At 48.4% G+C, this 23,069-nt stretch carries 22 protein-coding genes; 7 read left to right on the top strand and 15 right to left on the bottom strand.

Going from position 1 to position 23,069, the window contains the following annotated elements; genetic code table 11:
• Nucleotides 1-5: 5 nt before the first annotated feature.
• Nucleotides 6-788 carry a YcnI family copper-binding membrane protein gene (locus PIL01S_RS20410; protein WP_246058500.1) on the top strand — a complete coding sequence of 261 codons (783 nt, stop codon included), beginning with the start codon at nucleotides 6-8 and terminating at the stop codon, nucleotides 786-788.
• Nucleotides 789-895: 107 nt separating this feature from the next.
• On the opposite strand, the gene PIL01S_RS20405 is transcribed toward PIL01S_RS20410, so the two are convergent.
• From PIL01S_RS20405 to PIL01S_RS20390, 4 genes are all read right to left on the bottom strand, one after another.
• Complete coding sequence (locus PIL01S_RS20405; RefSeq protein WP_095291629.1) at nucleotides 896-1,168, bottom strand: hypothetical protein; 273 nt, start codon at nucleotides 1,166-1,168, stop codon at nucleotides 896-898.
• 56 nt (nucleotides 1,169-1,224) lie between these two features.
• Nucleotides 1,225-2,517 carry a lipase family protein gene (locus PIL01S_RS20400; RefSeq protein WP_174818717.1) on the bottom strand — a complete coding sequence of 431 codons (1,293 nt, stop codon included), beginning with the start codon at nucleotides 2,515-2,517 and terminating at the stop codon, nucleotides 1,225-1,227.
• A gap of 33 nt (nucleotides 2,518-2,550) precedes the next feature.
• Nucleotides 2,551-2,832 carry a hypothetical protein gene (locus PIL01S_RS20395; protein ID WP_127539116.1) on the bottom strand — a complete coding sequence of 94 codons (282 nt, stop codon included), beginning with the start codon at nucleotides 2,830-2,832 and terminating at the stop codon, nucleotides 2,551-2,553.
• 336 nt (nucleotides 2,833-3,168) lie between these two features.
• On the bottom strand, nucleotides 3,169-4,425 hold the full coding sequence (locus tag PIL01S_RS20390; RefSeq protein WP_127539115.1) for a DUF445 domain-containing protein: 1,257 nt from the start codon (nucleotides 4,423-4,425) through the stop codon (nucleotides 3,169-3,171).
• Nucleotides 4,426-4,782: 357 nt separating this feature from the next.
• Between PIL01S_RS20390 and PIL01S_RS20385 the strand changes: the two genes are divergently transcribed.
• On the top strand, nucleotides 4,783-5,610 hold the full coding sequence (locus tag PIL01S_RS20385; RefSeq protein ID WP_127539114.1) for an aldo/keto reductase: 828 nt from the start codon (nucleotides 4,783-4,785) through the stop codon (nucleotides 5,608-5,610).
• A gap of 107 nt (nucleotides 5,611-5,717) precedes the next feature.
• On the opposite strand, the gene PIL01S_RS20380 is transcribed toward PIL01S_RS20385, so the two are convergent.
• On the bottom strand, nucleotides 5,718-6,176 hold the full coding sequence (locus PIL01S_RS20380; protein ID WP_095361613.1) for a cupin domain-containing protein: 459 nt from the start codon (nucleotides 6,174-6,176) through the stop codon (nucleotides 5,718-5,720).
• Between the two features lie 212 nt (nucleotides 6,177-6,388).
• On the opposite strand from PIL01S_RS20380, the gene PIL01S_RS20375 reads away from it, so the two are divergent.
• Nucleotides 6,389-7,240: a helix-turn-helix transcriptional regulator gene (locus PIL01S_RS20375; RefSeq protein ID WP_127539113.1), complete on the top strand. Its 852-nt coding sequence runs from the start codon at nucleotides 6,389-6,391 to the stop codon at nucleotides 7,238-7,240.
• Nucleotides 7,241-7,408: 168 nt separating this feature from the next.
• Here the strand turns inward: PIL01S_RS20375 and PIL01S_RS20370 are convergent, their stop codons facing one another.
• Entirely contained in the window at nucleotides 7,409-9,022 is a 1,614-nt protein-coding gene (locus PIL01S_RS20370; protein ID WP_127539112.1) for a glycoside hydrolase family 28 protein, read from the bottom strand.
• Between the two features lie 460 nt (nucleotides 9,023-9,482).
• Here PIL01S_RS20370 and PIL01S_RS20365 point away from each other — a divergent pair, with 460 nt between their 5' ends.
• The 4 genes from PIL01S_RS20365 (at nucleotide 9,483) to PIL01S_RS20350 (ending at nucleotide 12,627) form a co-directional block, all read left to right on the top strand.
• Nucleotides 9,483-10,211 (top strand): amino acid ABC transporter ATP-binding protein, encoded by a 729-nt coding sequence (locus PIL01S_RS20365; RefSeq protein WP_110756680.1) that lies wholly within the window; start codon nucleotides 9,483-9,485, stop codon nucleotides 10,209-10,211.
• 39 nt (nucleotides 10,212-10,250) lie between these two features.
• Nucleotides 10,251-11,093 carry an ABC transporter substrate-binding protein gene (locus tag PIL01S_RS20360; RefSeq protein WP_127539111.1) on the top strand — a complete coding sequence of 281 codons (843 nt, stop codon included), beginning with the start codon at nucleotides 10,251-10,253 and terminating at the stop codon, nucleotides 11,091-11,093.
• Between the two features lie 104 nt (nucleotides 11,094-11,197).
• On the top strand, nucleotides 11,198-11,920 hold the full coding sequence (locus tag PIL01S_RS20355) for an amino acid ABC transporter permease (RefSeq protein WP_127539110.1): 723 nt from the start codon (nucleotides 11,198-11,200) through the stop codon (nucleotides 11,918-11,920).
• A 56-nt stretch (nucleotides 11,921-11,976) separates the two neighbouring features.
• Complete coding sequence (locus PIL01S_RS20350) at nucleotides 11,977-12,627, top strand: amino acid ABC transporter permease (RefSeq protein ID WP_095291616.1); 651 nt, start codon at nucleotides 11,977-11,979, stop codon at nucleotides 12,625-12,627.
• Nucleotides 12,628-12,732: 105 nt separating this feature from the next.
• Here the strand turns inward: PIL01S_RS20350 and PIL01S_RS20345 are convergent, their stop codons facing one another.
• The 9 genes from PIL01S_RS20345 to PIL01S_RS20305 form a co-directional block, all read right to left on the bottom strand.
• Entirely contained in the window at nucleotides 12,733-14,088 is a 1,356-nt protein-coding gene (locus PIL01S_RS20345) for an FAD-dependent oxidoreductase (protein ID WP_127539109.1), read from the bottom strand.
• A 30-nt stretch (nucleotides 14,089-14,118) separates the two neighbouring features.
• Nucleotides 14,119-14,973 carry a carbohydrate ABC transporter permease gene (locus tag PIL01S_RS20340; protein WP_127539108.1) on the bottom strand — a complete coding sequence of 285 codons (855 nt, stop codon included), beginning with the start codon at nucleotides 14,971-14,973 and terminating at the stop codon, nucleotides 14,119-14,121.
• Nucleotides 14,957-15,871, bottom strand: coding sequence for a carbohydrate ABC transporter permease (locus PIL01S_RS20335; RefSeq protein ID WP_127539107.1), 915 nt, complete (start codon nucleotides 15,869-15,871; stop codon nucleotides 14,957-14,959). Before PIL01S_RS20335 ends, PIL01S_RS20340 begins: the two co-directional genes overlap by 17 nt.
• 32 nt (nucleotides 15,872-15,903) lie before the next feature.
• Nucleotides 15,904-16,596, bottom strand: a complete 693-nt coding sequence (locus tag PIL01S_RS20330) for a beta/alpha barrel domain-containing protein (protein ID WP_127539106.1) — start codon at nucleotides 16,594-16,596, stop codon at nucleotides 15,904-15,906.
• A gap of 32 nt (nucleotides 16,597-16,628) precedes the next feature.
• Entirely contained in the window at nucleotides 16,629-17,921 is a 1,293-nt protein-coding gene (locus tag PIL01S_RS20325) for an ABC transporter substrate-binding protein (RefSeq protein WP_127539105.1), read from the bottom strand.
• A gap of 128 nt (nucleotides 17,922-18,049) precedes the next feature.
• Nucleotides 18,050-18,826, bottom strand: a complete 777-nt coding sequence (locus PIL01S_RS20320; protein ID WP_127539104.1) for a response regulator transcription factor — start codon at nucleotides 18,824-18,826, stop codon at nucleotides 18,050-18,052.
• Complete coding sequence (locus tag PIL01S_RS20315) at nucleotides 18,819-20,651, bottom strand: cache domain-containing sensor histidine kinase (protein WP_127539103.1); 1,833 nt, start codon at nucleotides 20,649-20,651, stop codon at nucleotides 18,819-18,821. The genes PIL01S_RS20320 and PIL01S_RS20315 overlap by 8 nt, the downstream gene beginning before the upstream one ends.
• Before the next feature lie 298 nt (nucleotides 20,652-20,949).
• On the bottom strand, nucleotides 20,950-21,141 hold the full coding sequence (locus PIL01S_RS20310; RefSeq protein ID WP_127539102.1) for an aspartyl-phosphate phosphatase Spo0E family protein: 192 nt from the start codon (nucleotides 21,139-21,141) through the stop codon (nucleotides 20,950-20,952).
• A gap of 468 nt (nucleotides 21,142-21,609) precedes the next feature.
• Nucleotides 21,610-23,004, bottom strand: a complete 1,395-nt coding sequence (locus PIL01S_RS20305; protein ID WP_127539101.1) for a helix-turn-helix transcriptional regulator — start codon at nucleotides 23,002-23,004, stop codon at nucleotides 21,610-21,612.
• Nucleotides 23,005-23,069 lie beyond the last annotated feature (65 nt).

Raw genomic sequence — 23,069 nt, 5'->3', positions numbered from 1 at the left:
TTATTTTGAAAAGAACATCCTGGACTTCCAAACTTACATCCACTATAGCGGCAGGTGCTGCAGCGCTCATGCTGTTCGCCGGCTTTGCGAGTGCTCACGTTACTGTCAGCCCGGCGGCTGCACAGACCGGAGCATGGCAGACGTACACGATCAAAATCCCTTCCGAGAAGGATCTGCCAACAACCAAGATCACGATGAAGGTTCCGGAAGGTGTAGCCTTCAAGCAATATCAGCCACTGGCTGGATGGAAAATCACCACGGAGAAAAACAGCTCGAACGAAGTCACATCGATTACCTGGGAAGTGGATGGAGATAACGAGGGGATCCTCGCCGGACAATTCCAGCAATTTAACTTTGTCGCACAAAATCCGGATACAGCAACAGAAGTAGCATGGGACGCGTTCCAATACTATAGCGATGGCAGTATCGTAGAATGGACAGGACAACCTAGTGACAGCACACCTCACAGTATTACGGCTATTAGCGAAGATCCCGCAACTGCAGGCAATCAAGCCGCAACAGGTGGCCATGACAGCGCAGGTACAACTGGCAATGCAAGCGATGACGAAGCAGCCGCTGGAGATAACAATGCTGCAGACGATACCAAGGCTGACGATGATACCACGCTCGGCGATGCATTGAACGACACGGTTACAGGTGAGCCGAATAATACGGATTCAGATCCGGGTACATTGAAGCTGCAGCAGGCAACACTGATCGTATCGATTCTGGCATTGATTATGTCCTTCCTGGGCATTGCACTCGCAACACGCCGCAAAAAGAGATAACACGCAGTCTTCAAAATACCGGTTAAACGTAACAAAAGAGCCTTGGCAGATGCCAAGGCTCTTTCTTGTTAGATGAGATTTCCCATCCGTAGTTTCAGCATTTACGATTAGCGCTCCTGATCCGTCTGAATCATGATCTCAATATATTGCAGCAAGCTCCGCTTCTGCTGTTCAATTGAATGGATTCGACTGGACAGCCCGGCGAAGAATCCTTCAATCTGCTGCCTGGTGTAGTCAGCCGACTGACCCTTCCAGTCATTCAGCCGTGCATACAGGGCTCTGGCTTCCTGCTCATCTGCCTGCAGGCGGGCCAGCAGCCGTGTAAGCTCCTTCTCCGCAATTCGAAGGTCATTCAGTTCCACCAGCAATTGTCCGCTCATGCCTATCCCCTCCCCTTATGTACATATCGCTATCGATCTCCTGGCAGCTCCGGTGTTTAATTAAAATGAACCGGACTCTCATCAGCCTGGCGGAAGGCATCTGCCTTCTGATCAATGAAGTCGAGGAATTGACTCGTATGCTTCATATGCCATGTACTTAATTCGTTAATGGACGCATCAAGCTGGGTTACAATGGGCTCCAGTCTGCGACTGCGGCTGGTATGCAGATATTGAGCCATACGGCTGCGCACCTGATTGAGCTCAGCGTTGCACTGCTGTGCATTTTGCTTCCAGCGGGAAGCGACGCTCTTCAGTTCTTCCGGCGTTACCTGAATCAGACCGGAAGCGGCCCCCATTGCAGCCATGTTTCTTGCCAAGTTACTTGCTTGCGCCCCCATATTTCGCATGAAGGCAGCGAGATCCAACAAAGCATTCGACGGCTGACGGGGAGAATATCCTATCTTCTCACCTGTGACCGGGTCGTACAAATCATTGGAGATATAACCATTTTCGAACTGATATTGTTTCAGGTCATGGTACTCTTTTCCACCAAATGTATTGTTGATCTTATCCATCATACTCATGCTGTCATTCATGTCTTTATAGTTGGAATTGATGTAATACATGGACCCAACATGACGATCATACCCTCCGAAAAAACCACTCGCTACAAAATCTCCTGGATGCCCATAGTTAATAATCTGATTATCAAATCCACCTTCTTCCGCCTTTCGTTTCATCTCTGGCGTGAGGCTTGAGATCACGGAAGGTGCACTGAAAGTAACTGCCGGAAGCCCCGTATATGCAGCAGCATATTGTGCATTTCCTCCTCCGAGTGAATGTCCCGTCAATGTGAAATCCAAATTTTTATATTTATTCTGCATGTCTTTGGCATAGTCTTCGGCTTCATACATTTGGTTGGGACCTATGCTGAATGTCTTATCCAGCTTCTTATCCAGTTCCCCCACAGCATTCTCCACGGTGGTTATACCTGTCACATCCCTGACTTTCTGGATTCCACTAGATAACCAGTCGGGTGTGAAGTCCGTGCTCTGCTCAATCTTTCTTCCCAGCTCAGGAATGGCAATCTGTCCATCGGCGTAAAAGTCACGGCCTTTTCGATCCCATCCGGCACTTCCCTCTGTGCCCCGATAGGCAATAACCGCCTGTTCGGTTTCCGGGTTATAAAAGGTCACGGCATCGAAACCGGAATAAGAATTGCCATGCGTATCTTCGAGAACCTGCCAGCCAGGCAGATTCGCATACTCCGTGCCCGCTTTTGCATTTTCATAAGCCAATTCGGACATTAAACGGTATGTTTCATCATCAATTCTTTGCGCGTCCCCCACGCTGCTTCACCTCCAAAAAGAATCATTGGACTTCTATTTTTCAAAAGGATCATAGCCTTTAGCTATAATTGCTTCCTTGATGGCAGGACTCATGCCAAAATTTTTCATCTTTTTCTCGTTATAGTCATATGAAATTGTAAATTCCTGATCCTCATGCTCGGCCACATGTCCCTCCAGCGCGATGGAATCCAGCGCCATCTCAGGTAGCAGTTCCTTATTTGTAATAACGACGTTCAACTCAAACTTATCTTTAAAATACTTTATTGCTTCCGTCTCCGCCTCAGTAAAATAGGCTTGTTTTTCACTTTCCTTCATATTCTGACACCCTCCCAAAATAAAAGCAGATAATATGGTTAATAAGCATAACCATGATAATTGGCGTATCCACCGCACGATGATCACCTTCTCTTTGATTTTCAATAATTCAATTTATTGTTGTTAAGTGCATCATAGTACAAAATCAACATGACTACATCGGCTCACCGCATCGTTTTTATGTAACTTTCCTCCTAAATGGTTCCATTAAAGTATTCGGGTTACATTACCCAACTTCCTGATTTTTGCAACAAATTTGCAGCATTTGCGCAGACACGCAAAAGAGAGCCTGCTCATGAAAGAGCGGCCCTCCAACTTGCTACGTATATGATCTTTTTATTCCAGCACCATCCTTAAGGCAGTAAGCGCAATACCAATAACGAATCCGGTCACGGCACCGTTGATCCGAATCCATTGAAGATCCTGACCAACCTTGTCCTCGATCAACGAGATCAATGAAGCATTATCCATTTTATCAACATTTTCACGGACCAGATTACCGATCTTGGAATGGTTCTTTTCCAGCAGTGTTGTCACGCCTTCGATAATCTTGGCATTCATGCCATCCAGCAATGCACTGTCTGAGCGCAGATCGGACAATACCCGCTCAATGGCAGGGAGCGCATACGTCTCCACATACTTTCCATCTTCCATAGCGGCGAGTGCTCTGTCCCTCAGTTCGGTAAGCTTGTTCAGCACGGTTTCTTCCGCGTTCCAGCTGTCCAGCAGGCTGTCTTTCCAGCCGTTCAATCCGCCACGCACACTCTCGTTCAAGGCAAGACGCACCGCTTGAGTTCGAACCAGACCTAACACCTTATACCGGAGGGCACTTCCCTCACGCTTCATATCCTCTACCTGGTCAAACAAATATCCCTGCAGGATGCTGCCAAGCTTCTCCTCATTCATATAGCCAAGGAAGGCATTCATGGCAAATTGCATAAGGCCATTCATCTGAATGCCACTAATCGCCTTCATGCCGCTCTCACCCAGAAACGTGATGGTCTCCGGCTTCACCAACCACTCTTCCGCCTGCTTCAACCCGTAGTCCAATGCCTTCGTGTCATATCCACGTTCACTCAATTGAATAGAAGCCCGTTCCAGGATCGGTCCAAGGTCGAAAGCCCCGGCTTGTGATTTGATCTCGCTTGCAACCAGCGGCGCAATCTGCTCCAGCGGCAGGCCAGCCAGAATACGTTTGCACAGCGTGTCGATCATCGTTTTGACGCCATCATTGTGAAGTTCACGTGACATGATGTCGAGTACCGTTTCCGCTGCCTTGAAACCGGCAATCTTCTCGGTAATGCTGTCTTTGTTCAGCAGATTGTTCTCCACCGCAGAAACAAGGCCCTCCGTCATCTTATCCCGGTTCTTTGGCAGCAAGGCCGTATGCGGAATCGGAATGCCGAGCGGATGGCGGAACAATGCCGTTACAGCGAACCAGTCAGCAAGCCCACCTACCAATCCCGCTTCAAATGAACCCACCAGCAGCTTGCCTACAACACTGCCCTGAAACGGCAATGAAGCGGCAAAGCCTGCCCCCATTACGACAAGTGACCAGGCTGCTGCCTTTTTAGTTTGTTTAGGTTTTGCCATCATTCTTGCTCCTTTATCATTAATCGCACGTCTGATCGCAACTAGGACCCATCCGTGCATATTCCGTTCTTCTTCGAATGTGAGTATTCCAAGGCCGTAACCAGCACTTTTCATTATTCTCGCTTCCACATCGCGTATACTTCATCTTATCACCCGCAAGCACCAAAACCAAACCTCCAGCTGCCAAAAAAGAGTAAAAGAGATTGATTTTCCGTAAAATTGCTGCCTACCTTTTTCCATTCCCCAAGAGCTTTTAGTATAATCAGGAAAGATAGCCTATCATATACGATTGGCTGCCTTACAGCAGGGTAATTACATATTGGGATAATTGAAGGAACAGGGGAGGAAATTCGGATCATGAAAAACGTGCAGGACACAACGACACTCTATAACGGAGTCAAAATGCCTTGGCTGGGTTTTGGCGTATTCAAAGTGAAAGATGGAGAAGAAGTGGTTGAAGCCGTCAAAACGGCCATTCAGGCAGGTTATCGCAGCATCGATACAGCCAAAGCCTACAATAACGAGACCGGTGTAGCCCAAGGTATTCGTGAATCCGGAGTTGCCCGCGAGGATCTGTTCATTACCACCAAAGTATGGAACAGCGACCAAGGTTATGAATCGACATTGGCCGCTTTCGAAGCCAGCATGGAACGACTCGAACTTGAATATCTTGATCTCTATTTGATTCACTGGCCAGTCAAGGGCAAATACAAGGATACATGGAGAGCACTGGAGAAACTGCACCGGGAAGGACGCATCCGCGCTATAGGCGTAAGCAACTTCCAGATTCACCATCTGGAGGATCTGATGACGGATGCCACCATCAAACCTGCTGTGAATCAGGTCGAGCTTCACCCGCTGCTGATTCAATCGGAGCTCCGGGACTACTGCAATAAACACCAGATCCAGATTGAGGCCTGGTCTCCACTCGGCCAAGGCAATCTGCTGGAGCACCCGCTTCTTCAGGATATTGCAGCGAAGTACGGCAAATCCCCCGCACAGGTCATTTTGCGCTGGGATCTTCAAAACGGCATCGTGACCATACCCAAATCCGTTACGCCACAGCGTATTCGAGAGAATGCTGATCTATATGATTTTGAACTGACTGGGGATGAGGTTGAACAGATTAATGGACTGAACGAAAATAAACGCTTCGGTTCGGATCCGGATAACTTTAACTTTTAAGCTCAGTCAGTTAGACAAGCTTCATGAAATAGAGGAAAACCAAAAAATCCCGATTCGAATGCAACTGCATCCGAATCGGGATTTTGCCGTTCAAACGTTTTAACCGATCAGCCTTTGGAAACCAGCTTGAAATCATCATAGTGGAAACCTGGCGCAACCACACACGTTACGAGCACAGGCTCATCTCCCAGGGGACGTGCCGTTTGCCATACCCCAGCTGGAACAAGCACCTGCGGCGATTGCCCTGCAGCAAGATCCATGCCAAGCACAAGCACTTCCTCATTCTCAGGGTTTTCCCCTTTGCCGCCCAGTTTCAATTCAATTGGACTTCCGCTGTGCCACAACCACAGCTCATCGGACAGTACGGTGTGCCACTCGGAAATTTCATGCGGGTGCAGCAGGAAGTATGTCGAGCTTGCAGAGAATCTTGGGCCCGAATAAGCTTCCGGCAGAACGGATTGCGGGATTTGATAAGAAGCCTTCCATACTTCTTTATACCAACCGCCTTCAACGTGGGGCTGCATATCCAGTGCAGCAACCAGAGGCGATAATTCATGTGTTGTCATAACCTGTTTCCTTCCTTCCAAATCATATTGGAGACCCTCTTCCAGAGTTTGGCCTCACTCTCCCTACTGTAAAACATCGCTGTTCGTTTGTCACCCTTAGAACCCGTCCATTCCATTTAAACGAAACTTTTGATAGCGTTTACAACAAACTGGATTTTCCGTTATGATATGGATACAAACGTAAATCAGACGAAGTAGAAGGGAGCCTGATCATGAGTATGATTGAGGATCGAATTGGACCCAAATATCGCATTGGGGAAAATTCATTCACCATTGAATACATGCGCAGACATGAAGGCAATGCCATGCCGCAGCCTCACGCTCATTCATTTTACGAGCTGTATTACCTGCTTGAAGGAGAACGGGTGTATTCCATGAACGGCCAGCTCCTGACCGCGAGAAAAGGTGATCTGATCCTCATTAATCCGCATGATGTGCATACAACGTCCAGAGGAAACAGGCCCGGATTCGAACGAATTCTTATCGGTTTCTCTCCTTCGTTTGCCACCGGGATGGAACTCGGTGTGTGCGGTCTGCTCCCTTTCGAACGATCAAGGCTTCTTCACCTCCCAGAATCAGAGCAGCAGGAGATGGAACGCATGCTATGGCAGATGCTGCGCGAATGCAAGGAGCGCCGCCCTCACTATGAGATGGTTGTCAGAAGCCTGCTCGCTCAGCTTCTGATCCATATCTATCGGGTAGAAGAAAATAGCCGCCTGATGTCACCCGGCCCAATTCACCCGATGCAGGATAAAATCGGCGAGATTGCCGCTTACGTGAACAGACATTACAACGAACCGCTTACCTTGGAGGATGCGGCAGCCCGTTTCTATATCAGCCCATCCTATCTGAGCCGGATGTTCAGTCGGTTTACCGGTTTTCGCTTCAGTGAGTACTTACGGGTCGTGCGGGTGCGGGAAGCGCAGCGGCGCCTATTGTCCACCCAGGAGCGGGTGCAGTTGATCGCGGAGAAGGTCGGGTTTGAGCACACGGCTCATTTCAACAAAACATTCAAACAGGTGACCGGAACCACCCCTTTGCGCTATCGAAAAGAGCATCGCTAGTATGGGGAATCTTGGGAAGTTGAAGATAGAAGCCGAGTGGGTAGCCCTACCCGGATGAATGTGTCTCTATATCACAAAAATCAGGATGATATCTGGAGACACACGCTACACCACTGCGGCTGAAGGTGAATTAACGAACGACTTGCTATTCTTTCGTATCAAGGACTCTTATCTGCGGATGAGCACACCGCTTCTTACCTCAGGACCCATGGAAATCTGGCGTCCTTCCTCATCTGCATCGTCCTCCCGGCACACAATTCCGGCAGACTCGTGTCCTGTTACAATCAGAAGCCGGCCGTCAGGCCCTTTTCCCTGAATTCCCTCTATTTCAGCTCCCTTGCACTGGTGTAAATGGATCAATGATCCTTCGGAAATCCGGGCTCTCAGATTGGCAATTCTCAAATGCTTCGCATGAGCACAATGTATACCGTTCCGAGCAGTGACGTCATATCCTTCAACCACTACACCGTCCAGAGGCATTTCGGGCAGCCCGCTTACGAATAAAGCCATCTCTGCACCTGCACAGATAACATCCGATATGCGAATATCGCGGAACACCGGGGTCTCTTCACTAATGTCCTGAAACAGATCGCTTCCGCGGGCTGATCCCTCCATATTCGCATAGAAAAAGGAAAACGAGATGGCTTCCATGATGATATCTTTCATATAGATACGCTGAATTTCAATATCTTCAACGACTCCACCGCGCCCGCGGGCGCTTTTGAACCTTAGTCCAATATCCGTCCCAATAAACGTACAATCCGATACCCGCACATGCCGTACACCACCTGACATCTCACTGCCAATAACGAATCCGCCATGACCATGATATACGGTACAGTCCCGAATTGTAATATATTCAGATGGCAAACCGAGCTCTCGGCCTTCCGCGTCCTTGCCGGATTTCAGGCAGATGGCATCATCCCCCACATCGAACACACTGTGCTCCACGACAACATGACGGCATGATTCAATATCCAGCCCATCGCCATTCTGAGAAAACCACGGGTTTCGTACACTCACGTTACGTATGGTAACATGCTCCGATGCCCACGGATGCAGGTTCCATGCAGGTGAGTTCTGGAATGTTGGACCATCCAGCAGCACCCGCTTGCACCGACGCAAACTGACCATGTTCGGACGTAAAAAGTCTCTGGCATCCTCATAAGCGGACAATTCACGCTCCTGCTCCATATGAAGCCGGTTGGCGATGGCGCCACCTTCGAGGGCCGAGGCCGAAGGCCACCAGATTTCTTCATTTTCACCCGAATGCTCTACAACACCACCGGAAGCAACCAATCGACTCCATTGTGAAGCGGTCATCTTGGACCGTTTGACTGGACGCCACGCTTCTCCGCTGCCATCCCATATTCCCTCACCTGTAATCGCGATATCCTCCAACGATTCTCCGTCAATTGGAGATTGGCATCTCACCACCTGCCACCCCTCGAAGCTCGAAGCAATCAGAGGATAATGATCAAACTCACGACTGAACGTAACCAAAGCTCCCGCCTCTGTGTGCAGCTCAATGCGACTGCGAAGCACAATCGGACCTGTCAGCCAGACTCCTGCCGGAATAACGATTCGTCCGCCACCTGCTTCAGCACACGCCGCTATAGCAAGCCTGAACACCTCCGTATTGTCCGTCACGCCGTCTCCTTTTGCTCCGTAGTCCGTGATGCAGAAATCCCGAGCGGGAATGTCAGGTAGAGCAGCCTCATAGGCTTTCGTATTCGCTTGGATACCTTCTCTTGCACTTAATGGGGAGTAGTATGTATTCATCGTTCAGAACATCCTCTCTTCTCTGTATTGGGATTGGACTGTGATCGACATAGCATAGCTTTCAGGAATGAGTATTATCACCCATCATATCAACGGGATCTGGACCAAGGTTGTGTTTTTTTGCCATGTAGCGTTAGAATTTGAGGTTATTTGTTCCGTTACCCTGGACATAGGATAGGTATCAACACCAGTATACTCTATACATCTATTCCAAAGGTTGTAAAAACTCTAGGAGATTCGATTCATTTTTCTGTCAGGATTCGTCACAAAGAACTCACCAACTTAACAAATATATAACGTATTTTTGGCCTACAGCCCTATTAAACCTCATACTTATGTCATGTTTTATTACAAACCAATTGCCAGAAGAAGGATGACTATGTATGATTAAATAACTAGTTTCAATTTATTCCTTATTATTCCTTTTTCAAACCAACGTTGCAGAAAGGATGGGTTACTCTTGATTGAATTTAGGGGTGTGCAGAAGCACTTTGGTCATTTTCATGTCCTCAAAGATATCCATCTCCACATTGAAGAAGGAGAGGTCGTTGTCATTATTGGCCCTTCCGGCTCCGGCAAAAGTACACTGCTCCGCTGCATCAACCGTCTGGAGACCATTACGGAAGGCGAACTCGTCGTCAGCGGTGTCCCTTTACATCAGAAAAAGGTGGACATCAACCTCTTCCGTCGCGACATTGGCATGGTATTTCAACACTTCAATCTCTATCCTCACAAAAAAGTCATCGATAACATTACACTTGCCCCAGTAAAGGTACGTAAACAGCCCAAAGCTGAGGCAGCTGCTACGGCAATGAAATATTTAACCCGTGTTGGCATTGCCGACAAGGCTGACAGCTATCCCTCCCAGTTGTCGGGTGGACAGCAGCAGCGGGTCGCTATTGCGCGGGGACTCGCCATGGAGCCCAAAATCATGCTCTTTGACGAGCCCACCTCTGCGCTCGACCCTGAAATGATCGGGGAAGTACTGGATGTCATGCGCTCTCTCGCACATAACGGCATGACCATGGTTGTCGTTACCCACGAAATGGGCTTTGCTCGTGAAGTGGCAGACCGTGTCATCTTCATGGACGAAGGCCGGATCGTGGAAGAGGCTTCTGCCACAGAATTTTTCGATAACCCGCGGGAAGAGCGGGCACAGCAGTTCCTAAGTCGTCTAATTCATCATTGAGAATTATAGAATATTACATTTTGAAAGGGGTCTTTACTCATGAAGAATTTGCTGAAGTGGCCGTCGTTCGTCCTTGTTTTGGTTCTCTCGCTGGCATTGGCCGGCTGTAGTACGGGAGAGGAAGCTACCAACAGCAGCGGTGGTGGTGGCGGTGATGAGAATACTGCAGCCAAAGGAACCATTGAACAGATTAAGGAGCGCGGCAAGCTGATTGCCGGGGTCAAATATGATACGAAGCTCTTTGGCTTGAAGGACCCGGCAAGCGGTGAGGTCGAAGGATTCGATATCGATATCGCCAAGGCACTTGCCAAACAGATCCTTGGAGACGAAACCAAGGTTGAGTTGAAAGAGGTCACATCCAAAACCCGGATTCCCATGCTCCAGAACGGTGACATCGATATCATCATCGCTACTATGACGATCACGGACGAGCGGAAGGAGCAGGTGGATTTCAGTGACGTTTACTTCGAGGCAGGGCAGTCCCTTCTTGTAAAAAATGATAGTGCCATCACTGGACTGGAGAGCCTTGGAGGCGTGAAGGTGCTCGCAGTTAAAGGTTCAACCTCTGCGCAGAATATTCGTGAAAAAGCTCCGGATGCTGAAGTACTGGAATTCGACAACTATCAGGATGCCTTCACTGCGCTCAAAGCGGGCAAAGGTGAGGCACTGACGACGGACAATATCATCCTCATCGGCATGCAGCAAACGGACAACAACTACAAGCTGGTTGGTGGCAACTTCACAAGTGAGCCATATGGAATGGCCATCCGCAAAGGCGACTCTGCTTTTGTAGAAGAAGTAAACAGCCTGCTCAAGAGCATGAAAGACAGTGGTGAATACGATACGTTACATGAAAAATGGCTGGGCAGCAAGCCCGAGTAACCTCGATTAACGATGAACGAGCGGCGGTTTTCATCTGTAGGGACTAAATCACCCGTACAGCATGAGTCGCCGCTTCACATCTGGAGAACGGAGGCTTCGCCTACATGGGCAAATTGGATTTTGATGTATTGTTCAAGCATTCCGATCGTTTCCTGGAGGGATTCCTCAATACGATTCAAGTAAGCATCATGGCTTTGATCGGCAGTTTTATCCTTGGAGCAATCATGGCAATCTTCCGGATATCCCCCATCAAGCCACTCAATTGGATCGGTACGGCTTTTGTGGAATTCATTCGAAATATTCCGCTTCTGCTGGTCGTGTTCTTCTTTTACCTTGGACTGCCCTCCCTTGGCATTTCACTGGACGGGTTTGTCTCCGGTACGCTAGGTCTTACCATCTACACAGCAGCTTTTATTGCAGAAGCCATCCGGGCAGGCATTCAGACCGTCCCCCGGGGACAGCTGGAGGCCGCTAGATCTTCAGGTTTGTCCTACGTACAGGCCATGAACCTGATCATTTTGCCGCAGGCAATCAAGATCGTGCTTCCATCCATCGGCAATCAATTTATCAACCTGGTCAAAAACTCCTCCATTCTTGCAGTTGTTGCCGGCATGGACCTAATGTATTTTGCCGATCTGGTCAATTCGGATACGTTCCAGCCGCTGAGCGTGTATACCATTGTTGCACTCTTCTACCTCGTACTAACGCTGCCGCTCAGTTTTCTGGTTCATTATATGGAGCGCAGGTTTGGACAGAGCGACGCCGAAGCACGAGGCCTCAAGGGCAAGCCGAAGAAAAACAAGCCGGCCGGTCAGGTTACCATGTGATTTAGCCATACCACTACTCAGCCTAAGCTCCACTCACAGAAGGAGGTCGATGTACAATGGACTTTAGCGGGGCTTATGCCTGGCCCAACCTTCGTTTCCTGCTGCATGGATTCTTGATTACCCTGCAGGTTGCAGGACTGTCAATCGTCTTCAGCTTTGTTCTCGGCACCGTGCTGGGTACCATCCGGTATACCCGTATTCCGGTCCTGTCACAGATTATCGCCGTTATTGTGGATACGATTCGAAACCTGCCGCTGCTGCTGATCATCTTCTTCATTCATATTGTCCTGCCCCAGCTGGGGATTAAGATGTCCGTCTTCTGGTCCACCGTCGTTGGGCTTAGCCTGTTTGAAGGCGCCATGATCGCCGAAATCGTTCGTAGCGGTCTCAAATCGGTTGAGCGCGGACAGGTGGAAGCCGCCCGTTCCTCCGGTCTCAGCTATATGCAGACCCTGGGCAGCATCATTATGCCTCAGGCACTGCGCCGCATGTCGCCGCCGATGGTCAGTCAGTTCATCTCCCTGCTAAAGGATACGTCCTTGGCCATTATCATCTCCTTGCCGGAGCTCATGCACAACGTGCAGATTCTGGGTGGTCAGAGCTTCGATTACGTTATCCCGGCGCTTCTGCTCGCAGCGGTATTGTATTTTGTCATCAACTACGCCCTTTCCATCGTGGCCCGGCGCCTTGAGGCAAGAATGAATTGATTCGGTTAGATCTATCGAGAGGCATTGTGTATGCACATAAGAGTCCAGCTAAACACATATCTGTGTCTAACTGGACTCTTTATTATTTGCGTATTGATTCCGATTTCATATCGCCACTCCATTTTGCCGTAATTCTTTCTGCAGCAACGCAACCGGGAGTGACAGCGGATCAAGCTGCAGCTGCACTGCCAATGCAGCGGATGTTCCGGCAGCCTCCCCCGTAGCCATGCAGCTGGGAGTCAACCTGGTTGTAGCATGGGCCTCATGTGTGGTGGAGATGCAGCGTCCTGCTGCCAGCAGGTTTCGGATATTGCTGGAGATCAGGCAGCGATATGGAATGTCGTATGCCCCATCTCCTTCAATAAATGCCGCCACTACGCCTTGACCTGAAGGATCATGTATATCAATGGGATAACCACTTCGGGCAATGACATCGTCAAACTTTCGCCCCGTAATTACGTCTTCCCTCGTCAAAGAATAATGTCCAATAATCCGTCTGGATTCACGTATGCCAATCTGGGGAGCAACTGCGGATATTGAAGCCCGCTCGAAACCAGGCACATCGCGCTGCAAAAATTCGGCAATCATGAGTACCTGCTTTCTGCCTTCCTGCTCAGCAGTGGTGAGATCCTCTGCATTGGTAGCATCCAGTCCCTGGACCCGGGTACAGTTAATCAGTACTTCATCTTCGGCCGGCCCGGTAAAAAACAACACCTGATCGCGGTTAATCGGAATGCCCGACTTCTGCCATTGCGAATAAAAACCACTCACTCCGGTGAGCGGAATACGATCCAGCTCTGCGAAAGGTGTCTTGGCATAGAAATCTTCCGGATGCTCCAGAATATACTGCTTAACTCGCTCAAGGTTTACGCCGCGCATCCGAAATTTCATGGTCATGGGCTGGGACTGATGATCTTCATCCCGTCCCTTCGCGACAGCAGCACCGGCAAGATAAGCTGCATCCGCATCCCCACTGGTATCGACAAAAATCTTGGCCTTAAGCTCCAATCGGCCCGACTTGTTTGTCAATCGAACCGCCTCTACTCGATTATCCTGAACAATCACTTCATCCACGAAGCTGTGCAACAGCAGCCGAACACCTGCCTCCTGCAGCATATCGGCCGCTATCACTTGATAAATGGCCGGATGGTATGGTGTAACGGTATGCACGAAACCAACTGTATCCCGGAGATGCCCTGGAGAGCCCCCTCGCGCTTTCAGTCGGTCAACGATCTCCTGAGCAATGCCCCTGATCACCTGTTCACCGCTCTCCGTGTGAAAAGTCATCCAAGGATAAACCATAGCGGCAGTCGACATGCCGCCAACGAACCCATATCGCTCAACCAGCACAGTACGAACGCCCTGTCGTCCGGCAGCAATGGCCGCCGCTATGCCCGCAGGGCCACCCCCTACAATAACAACATCGGCTTGTTCTGTCTTCATGCTCATCCGTTCACTCATTTTTCACTCCTCCTTTCATTGATTAGCCGACTATTCTTTCAGTCCTGTCATCGCAACACCCTCAATGAATCGCCGTTGAGCCATGAAAAAGACAATCAGCAGTGGTACGGTTGCCATGACTGTGGCGCTCATCAGATATTGCCAGGCCGTACCCACTTCATCCGTGAACAGGGACAGCCCTAGCGGCAATGTCATTAGCTCGCGCGAGTTAATGAAAATCAGCGGATCAAAAAACTCATTCCAGATGGTCACAAAGGTGAAGATCGTCAGCGTCGCCATGCCGGGTTTGGCAATGGGCAGCATAATCCGCGCATATATCCGGAACCTGTTGCAGCCATCAATCATCGCCGCTTCCTCCAGCTCGGTAGGGACCGTGATGAAGAACTGCCGCATGACAAAGATGCCGAATACACCGCCTGCCCCAAAGATCGGAAGCAAAATCAGCGGGAGATGTGTATCAATCCAGCCCAGCTGCCGCATGAACAGGAACATCGGAATTGCCGTCACCTCGTGGGGAATCATCATGGCACTCAGGAGGGTGAGAAATACCACATTGCGGCCCTTGAATGGTATTTTTGCAAATGCATATCCGGCAAGGGATGCAAAGAACACCGTACCCAGCACGACCACAACAGCAATATACACACTATTCAAATAGAACCGATGAAACGGAATCAATCGAAAAACATCGACATAATTCTGAAATCGGAACGTTTCCGGTATCCACTGCGGTGGATACGTGAATATGCTCTGGGGCTCCTTGAAAGACGTGGATATCATCCAGATAAACGGTACAATCATAATCAGCGAAATCAGGGTCAGCAACAAATACGTACCGATTGCACCCCCTGCTGTACGAACAGACGGTTTAGGCATCGCCTTCATTGAATACCCACCTCTTTCGAAGCTGCCATTGCAGCAGCGTCAGGATCAGTACGATAGCAAAGAGCACGTATGCCAGTGCGGAGGCATAGCCAAACTGAAACAGCTTGAACGCTTTTTCCCATATATAGTAGACCAGCACCTTGGTGCTATTGCTCGGCCCCCCCTGTGTCATGACATAAATCTGTCCGAACACTTTGAGCGAGCCGATGACCGTCATCACCACGGTCAAAAAAACAGTAGGCGTAATCATGGGAAGCGTCACGTGAAAAAAAGTCTTCTGCCTGCCTGCACCGTCCAGTTTGGCTGCTTCGTACAGTGATCTCGGTACCTGCTGAATTGCGGCTATGAATAGTACCATATTAAGGCCAACATTTTTCAGCACACTGGTGACAATTACCGCAGGCATCGCCAAATCCTGATTGTAGAGCCAGGCTGGTCCTTTGATGCCCATCATCAACAGAAGCTGATTAATCAATCCCGACTCTGTCGCATACATAAGCTTCCATACAATTGCCCACACAATAAGTGAAGTCATGACCGGAACGAAGATGGCTGTACGGAATATTCCGATCCCACGCAGACTTTTGGATAACAGTAAAGCGAGTAGCAGCGCCAGCACAATATTCAGCGGAACAAGTCCGGCTGTGAAATATACCGTGTTTCCCAGTACTGTCCAGAACATCTTGTCTATCATGATCTCGCGGTAGTTATCCAGCCCAATAAAGTGATGATCTCCAAGCAATGGCCAATCGGTCAAACTCATGTATAATGCGAGGCCCATTGGAAAGAGCAGCAGCAGAGTAAAACCAAGAACCATTGGAGATACGAAAAGCCATCCTGCAATCTGGGCCTCTCTTGCGAGCGGTCCTCTTCCTGAACGCTTGCGTGAATGGGTCAACTCTGGCCCTCCTCTCCTCACCCGTCTTCCTTCTACTTCAGTTTGTCCATGGCATTGCGAAACCCGTTTACGGCTTTTCGCAGCTGTTCCTCCGTTTTACCTGTTACGACTGCTCCGAGCATAATCGCCTTAACCCCGGTATCGTGCAGCACTTGCACATCTTCCTGCACCAGTCTCCTCTGGGAAGGGACCAACACCGGAAGCTCTGCTTGCATAACTAACCGGCGATACCTGAGGACATCCGAGAAGCTTAGCGATGTCCCATACTCTTCTCCAGGGACAATCGATGCCTCCAACGCGGTAAAACCATAATGTTTGGCCTCCTTAACCAGGGAAGGGTCGTAGTGTTCATTGATGGCAAATGTTTTATCCAGACCGAGCTCACCCAGCATGAAGGATGGTAAATGGTGAGCATATATGGAATAGAAATCAAAACCCAATCCGGAAAGCCTCGCCACATCCTCCTGTTGCGTCCCATCAAGGGTACCCGACGGGACCACTCCAAGCGGACCGTTAAATTGGGATCGGATTTCACGGAAGTTTTCAATGTATTCATCCAGCGGACCAAAATGATTTCCACTGGCGCGGTGTCCGACATTGTAATGTACTTTTAGCGCGTCAGCCCCTTCTTCAATTGCTGCCCGGGCCAGTACTGCATCATTAGCGGGCAGGCTGACCACAAGCAGCATGTGTTGTCCATTCAGCGCTTCCTCCAATTTGCCCATACCCCTGCCTCCTGTCGATATGCCGTTATTTATTATTGCAGCAGGCCTTGAATCTCTTCCTGCATCTGCTTCAGATTATCCTGAGGTGTGGCTGAGCGGGCGAATAAACGATCGAAGCCCTGCAGCACTGCATTGTCGATATCCTGCCAGCGAATATGGCCCGGTATCAAGCGTGCTTTAGGCATTTCATCAATCACTGCCTGAACAATATGTTCCTTGCTAGGATTATTCGGCTGATTAATGAAAACATCCGAATTCAGTACAGAGGTCCGCGGAGGGACAAAATAAGTTGCCGTGGCCTGAATTCCCTGCTCACTAGCAAAAAACTTCAGCAGTTTCTTTGCTACTTCGGGATGTTTGCTGTCATTAAACATGGCATATCCAGCCTGACCCAGCATGGGCACACTGCCCTGAGATCCTGAAGGCATCGGGGCAATACTCCATTCGAAGTCCATAATCTCTCTTGCTTTGGACACATAGCTGTAGTTGTCGAAGAACATCCCCACATTCCCGGCATCGAAGCTCACCTGCTCACCCGCCTTCGGGTGGGACTCATCGGTAAACATCATCCGTTCAAGCAATTCCAAGGTTTGCACACCATAAGGATCATTCCAGGTGAACTGTGTCATGCCCTCATCGAATGGCCCGCTGCCATTAGACCAGGAATAGGAGGAAAGAACAGCCCACGTCTTCCAATCGCGAAAAAAGTTGGCACCGTAGATTCGGTTTGTCGCATCCTTGCTGGCAATCGTTTTGGCTGTCTCTTCAAATCGTTCCCACGTCCATTGCCCGTGAGCGGCGAGCGTGTTAGGGTCTGTAAGTCCAGCCTTGTCGAATAGCGATTTGTTGTAGAACATGACGACTGGAGGGGTTGAGAACGGCAAGCCAAGCAGTTGATCACCATCCCGAAACAGATCCAGCGTACTTGGAATATAATCATCCAATTTGAACTCTGCATCATCCTTGAATTCGGATACGTCTGCGAGAATGTGATTGGATTTGAATTGTGGAATCATCCGCTCGGAGACCCAGGCGATATCCGGTAGCGAGCCGCCAGCTGCAAGTACAGAGATTTTTTGCTGATATTCCGCAAAGGGTACGGATTCCATTGTCACCTTGATGCCCGGATTTTCCTGTGTGAAGCTATCAATCAACTTGTTATACACGTCCATGTGCGCCTGATTTCCCCACATCATGAACTTCAGTTCAATCTCTTCATCTCCTGCGGATGCATTTTCAGGATCACTGCTGGAATTGGAGCCTGCACAGCCAATTAATGCAACAATGATGAATACGAGCATAAACATCAGTCCTGCTTTTTTCATGGAAATCCCCCTCGTCGCTTAGTGATGTTCACGTGCAACCAAAGTATAGCGAAGGAATCAATGGTTCATAAATCACGCCAGCTATAGAAATGGTACGGTTTTTCAAGGACTTAGATGAAGGTCACCTGCTACAGCTGCTCATCCGTACCGAATCGGTTCCGATATTCCCCTGCCGTCCAACCCACCTGCTGTTTGAATACCAGCATGAAGTGTTTGGGACTCTGATGACCGGACAACCTCGCTACATCATAGATTTTCAGTTGGGTGTTAACCAATAGCCATTTGGCCCGCTCCATGCGCGCCTCAGCGATGTATTCCGAATAGGTTGTCCCCGTTTCATTTTTGAAGAGCTGGCTTAGATAGGTCGGGTTCAGATGGACAAGTGCCGCTATGGTCTGCAGGCGCAGATCTCCATCAGGGTGAAGCCTGATATATTCCTTTACATCCCGAATGATCTTTCGCGTATCTCCACTGCTGCACTCGGGTTCCCCCGTTGTATCCAGTGTTTGGCTTGACGAAACGCCGTATCTTCGGTCCAGCAGCAGCTGAATTTTCTGAATGGCGGTCACCCACTCTTGGAGTTCCACCGGCTTCAGCAGGTAGTTCTGTACACCATACTCCATTGCTCTGCGTGCATACTCAAACTCGCCATAGCCGCTAATGATGATCATCAGCAGTTCGGGATACATTTCCCTTGCTTTGGATATCAGAGTCAATCCATCCATTTCCCGCATGCGAATATCTGTAATTAGCACATCAGGCACATCACTTCTCAAAAATTCAAGAGCCTCTCTTCCTCCAGAAGCTTCACCCATAACGCGAAACTCGGGAGCTGTCCGAATAATTAACTCCCGCAGCCCTTCGAGGATGACCCTCTCATCTTCCACAAGCAAAACTTTATACATGCACGTTATCCCCTTTCCCCTGCAGCGGTATAGTAATCGTGGCGGCTAGTCCCTGCCCGGGGCTTCCGTCAACGGTCAGACTGGCGCCTTGACCATAAATAAGGTGGAGTCGCTGTGCTATATTGGTAAGCCCTAATTGACCATCAGCGTTACAGCGCAGGAATTCACTTGAGGGAAGCTGGGAGAATGACTCGTTCCAATCGTCAATCTCTTCTTGGCGTAGACCTTTACCATTATCGCGAACGGTAAGCAGTAACTCTTGATCGAACTTCAAGGCCGATATCCAAATCATTCCCCCGTCCTCCTGCCCTTCCAATCCATGGTATACTGCGTTCTCCACGAGCGGTTGCAAAATCAGCTTGGGAATCAAACACTCCTGAACCTCTTCTTCAACTTCAAAAATCACCTGCAGCCTTCCGTTATAACGCACCTGTTGAATGCGTACATAAGATTCTACAAAAGCCAACTCCTCCTGAAGGAGTACGATCCGATCCACCTTATCAATTGTGTAACGCAGCAGCTTGCCCAGCGCCGTCACCATGTTGGACACTTCTGTATGCTTCCTGCGGATAGCCATCATATTAATGGACTCCAGCGTATTGTATATAAAATGAGGATGGATCTGACTTTGCAGCGCTGACAGCTCTGCTTCCCGCTCTCGAATACCGAGTAGAAACACTTCGTTAAACAAGCGGTGAATCTCATCCATCATCCGGTTAAACCCCCGGCTGATCTGCCCGAATTCATCACTGCCGAAGCTTGCCACACGCTGGGTAAAGTCACCCTGCTCCACGCGAATCATATTTTGCTTCAGGCTGATTAAAGGCCTTGTTACACGATAGGATATAAGAGCCGCCAGAATGGCTACACCCGCCATGCACAGAACAGCGAACCCAAACGTGAACGTAAGCATCTCACCTGATTCCTTTTGAATGACAGAAATGGGTGTAAGACTAATGACCGATAGCCCGGAATAATTCGAGTGGTGCCGTACATACAGATAGGGACTCCCGTCCATTACCACCTTTTGATTTCCGGCATAGCCTTGAAGCTGCTCATGCTGTAACAGTTGATTGTACGCGGATCGTCCACCAAGTGAAGTTCGCTCAAACACAAGACGCTGCTTGCTGTCCACAATCATGAGACTCGCATTTTCCTCAAAATTCAGATTGGATAACAGCTGGCGGAAGGCATCCAGCCGGATATCAATCAGAATATATCCAAGCCGTTTGAGGGTGCCTGGATCACGAATCTCTCGGGCAACGGAGATATAGGCTTCTTCATTCTTGCCTGTGTAATAACTTGGATGATGCGGAGGGAGCAGTCGCCACTCCCCCTCTGAGCCGCCAAGCTCTGCAAACCAATCATCCTGCCTACTGTCCCATACCGGCTTCACCGCCAATGAATCCAGATTGGAGAACAGGATGCCACTGTTCGAGATCAGGTGGATGCCGCGAATCTCCGGGCGATCATAGGCTTGACCCGATGTATAGAGCTTCATCTTCAAGTAATCGTCGGATCTTGCCCAGGTGGCTGTTCCCATTGGCGCGTTGTATTTCCCCAGAATACCCAGCACGGTCTGATCATAGAGCGGCAGGAGCGATATACGCTCGAAGTCCTTCAACAGCCGATTCAGATTCGTGTTAATCTGGCGGATGATATCAATGGTGAACTGCTCCGTTTTGCGGTCAATTGTCTGTGAGAAATGGTAATAGTTGACCAACCCCTGCAAACTCAGCGGAAGCAAAGTGAGAACCAAAAACAATACCAGCAGCTTGGTGCGCAGGTTCAAGTTTCTTTTTAAACAACCTTGTACTTTGACCATTCACGGATCCCTCCCACTCCTGTCATTTGAGAATCATCTTCGAAATTGCTAGATATAATTGGCGTTTATCATATCCAGTTTCAACGATGGCTGACTATCCTGCCAACATCGGGATTGGTATGGAATTTCAAGATGAAATCCTCACTTTAAAGAAAACAAAAAAAGCCGACTGTATTGCTCTACAGTCGACTATTTCTATGAATGAATCCACTCAATAAGACGGGCAGTCAGTTTCCATTAAATGTCCAGTGGATGGTATAGCCTTTCGTCTTTTTTTCAGACTAAAAAACCGACTGCATTATGCAATCGGCTGTCTGTTCATATATTGTTGTTTTCTATATTTGAAACGGTTATATTCATTGATCAGTTCGTCCAGTACCATGGATTGTTGAAGGACTTTGTTGTCTTGCATGCCATGATGCTCCGCCAAACGACTTAATTCTTGCCTGTTCCGTTCAATCTGGTCTACAACCTGACTTGGTCCTTTCATAGCATGCACCCCCTTCTTTATAGACCATTTTAGGATAGTTTGCCAAAAAATTCATATTTTATTCCTTTGCAAATCAAAAAGTTTATTTGCAGAGGGTATTCATTCATTACCAAGCATTTTGCAACAATTCAAGATATAGACTAAAGACTAACCAACATTAGGTGTTTAACCGCATTCACATTCCACATCTTGTATAGAATTAAACGATTATTTTCACTTATGGATTTCTATTAACGGACTCTTACCGGAAGATAACTATTAACATCTCTCAATTCCTATATTGATTCATATTAGAATACATTCACAAAAGAGCGTCCATTTCCTAAATTCGGAAAGAACGCTCGTCCACATTTAACAACATCTATACACGAACCAAAGGCTTTTTAATATCCACCTGTACCGTGACTGGATACAGAACTTCTCATGGAATCCATAGGGTTAATCATACCCGTAATCAAAAGGATTGAACTAAACAGCATTAATACTAACGTGGCTTTTTTTAGCATATCGACCATAAACCTCCTTGATAAGATTTGAATAATTTAGCTTCACAGATTCAATCGCTTGATGCCTGTATTCTTCGAATAAACCTACACAGTAAATGATTGTAGAGTCATCTTTGATTTTATGAGCTGATGCCAAACAAGTCATTAGACTCCTAAATCCTTCTTCATATCTTTCCTTAGATAGCTGATAGAACGCTAATTCTGCCCAAAATTTGGTGTACCTATCATCTTTGACTTGAACAACATAGCTCGTTTCGTGATTGCCTTCCTCAAATAAAAGATGAATATATAGATCAAACCTCCTGAGGGCGTGGTCTACATTCAAATTGTATAGATTTGCAGCTTCCATAACCTTAACCAACCCAAGAAGTGTTTCATTTTCGTCTTCATCGATAAAATCCAAATAGGAATTTAAGGCTTCGTAATCACCCAACATCAGTTTATAAAGGTAGGAATTAACTTCCGCCCAATCCTTAAATCTTTTAATAAATATAAGATCCTCTGCTGTAGGGTCATCAACAACAACATTGGAGTACAGCGTTGTAAGATTCAAAGCCTTTTCGTAATTTCCCCGCTCGCCCCACACATTAGACATCAATAAGTGCGCATAAGATCTATAGGTGAATAGAGGGTGCTTGGAAACTCTATGGTTATCTAAACCTTTTTTCTTCGTTTGATATTGTTCCATAAATCCAACTCGCTGCTCTAGTTCACCAGCTAATTGAAATACCTTATCCCAGTGGCGCAATCCACTATATGTATTAGCCAATTCCCTGATTGCGTCCAGCTGTCGCTCTTCATCCAGCCGGTTAATATACGGCTCGAAGTGAACTGCGGCCCTGAGATTCTCATGCTGGTCCTGGCCAAGAGACAAGGTGAAGATGCGATAATGGCATAGTGCCAGACGTTCGGAGTGCTGGTACTTCTCACACTCGGCGACACATTCGTACAGCATTCGCGCAGCCTTCTTCTGATCACGTTCAAGCATATACTCGGCCAGCTCGAACAATTCGGACACATAGGAGCGGTCATCCGTCACTTGCTGAATTACCCTCTGTATGCAGTCCAGCTTGTCCAACTCAGCGCAGCGTTGCAGGAACGGCTCCAGCCTTCTCCAGTGCGGTGCGGACTCCACAAAACATTCAGCACCATATATTTCGTAGAAGTGTCCCTCTTCCAGCTTCATGCCCTGGGTGATGAGGTCCAATTGAGCCATGGCGATCGGCCGTGTACCTTTGATAATTGCACTTAACGTCCCGGCGTTAACCCCCGATATATCAGCAAAGTATTGAAGGGTATACCCCTGTTTCCTGATGTAATCCTCAATATTTGAGCGTATCGTAGTTGTAGGTTCCATGTCTCCCACCTCCACAATGAAAATCCAGAAATTTGAATTTCTATGATAAGTACAATTTTAATCCT

Source organism: Paenibacillus illinoisensis NBRC 15959 (assembly GCF_004000925.1).
Classification (GTDB): domain Bacteria; phylum Bacillota; class Bacilli; order Paenibacillales; family Paenibacillaceae; genus Paenibacillus; species Paenibacillus illinoisensis.
This window is presented reverse-complemented; position numbering and strand designations above follow the sequence as displayed.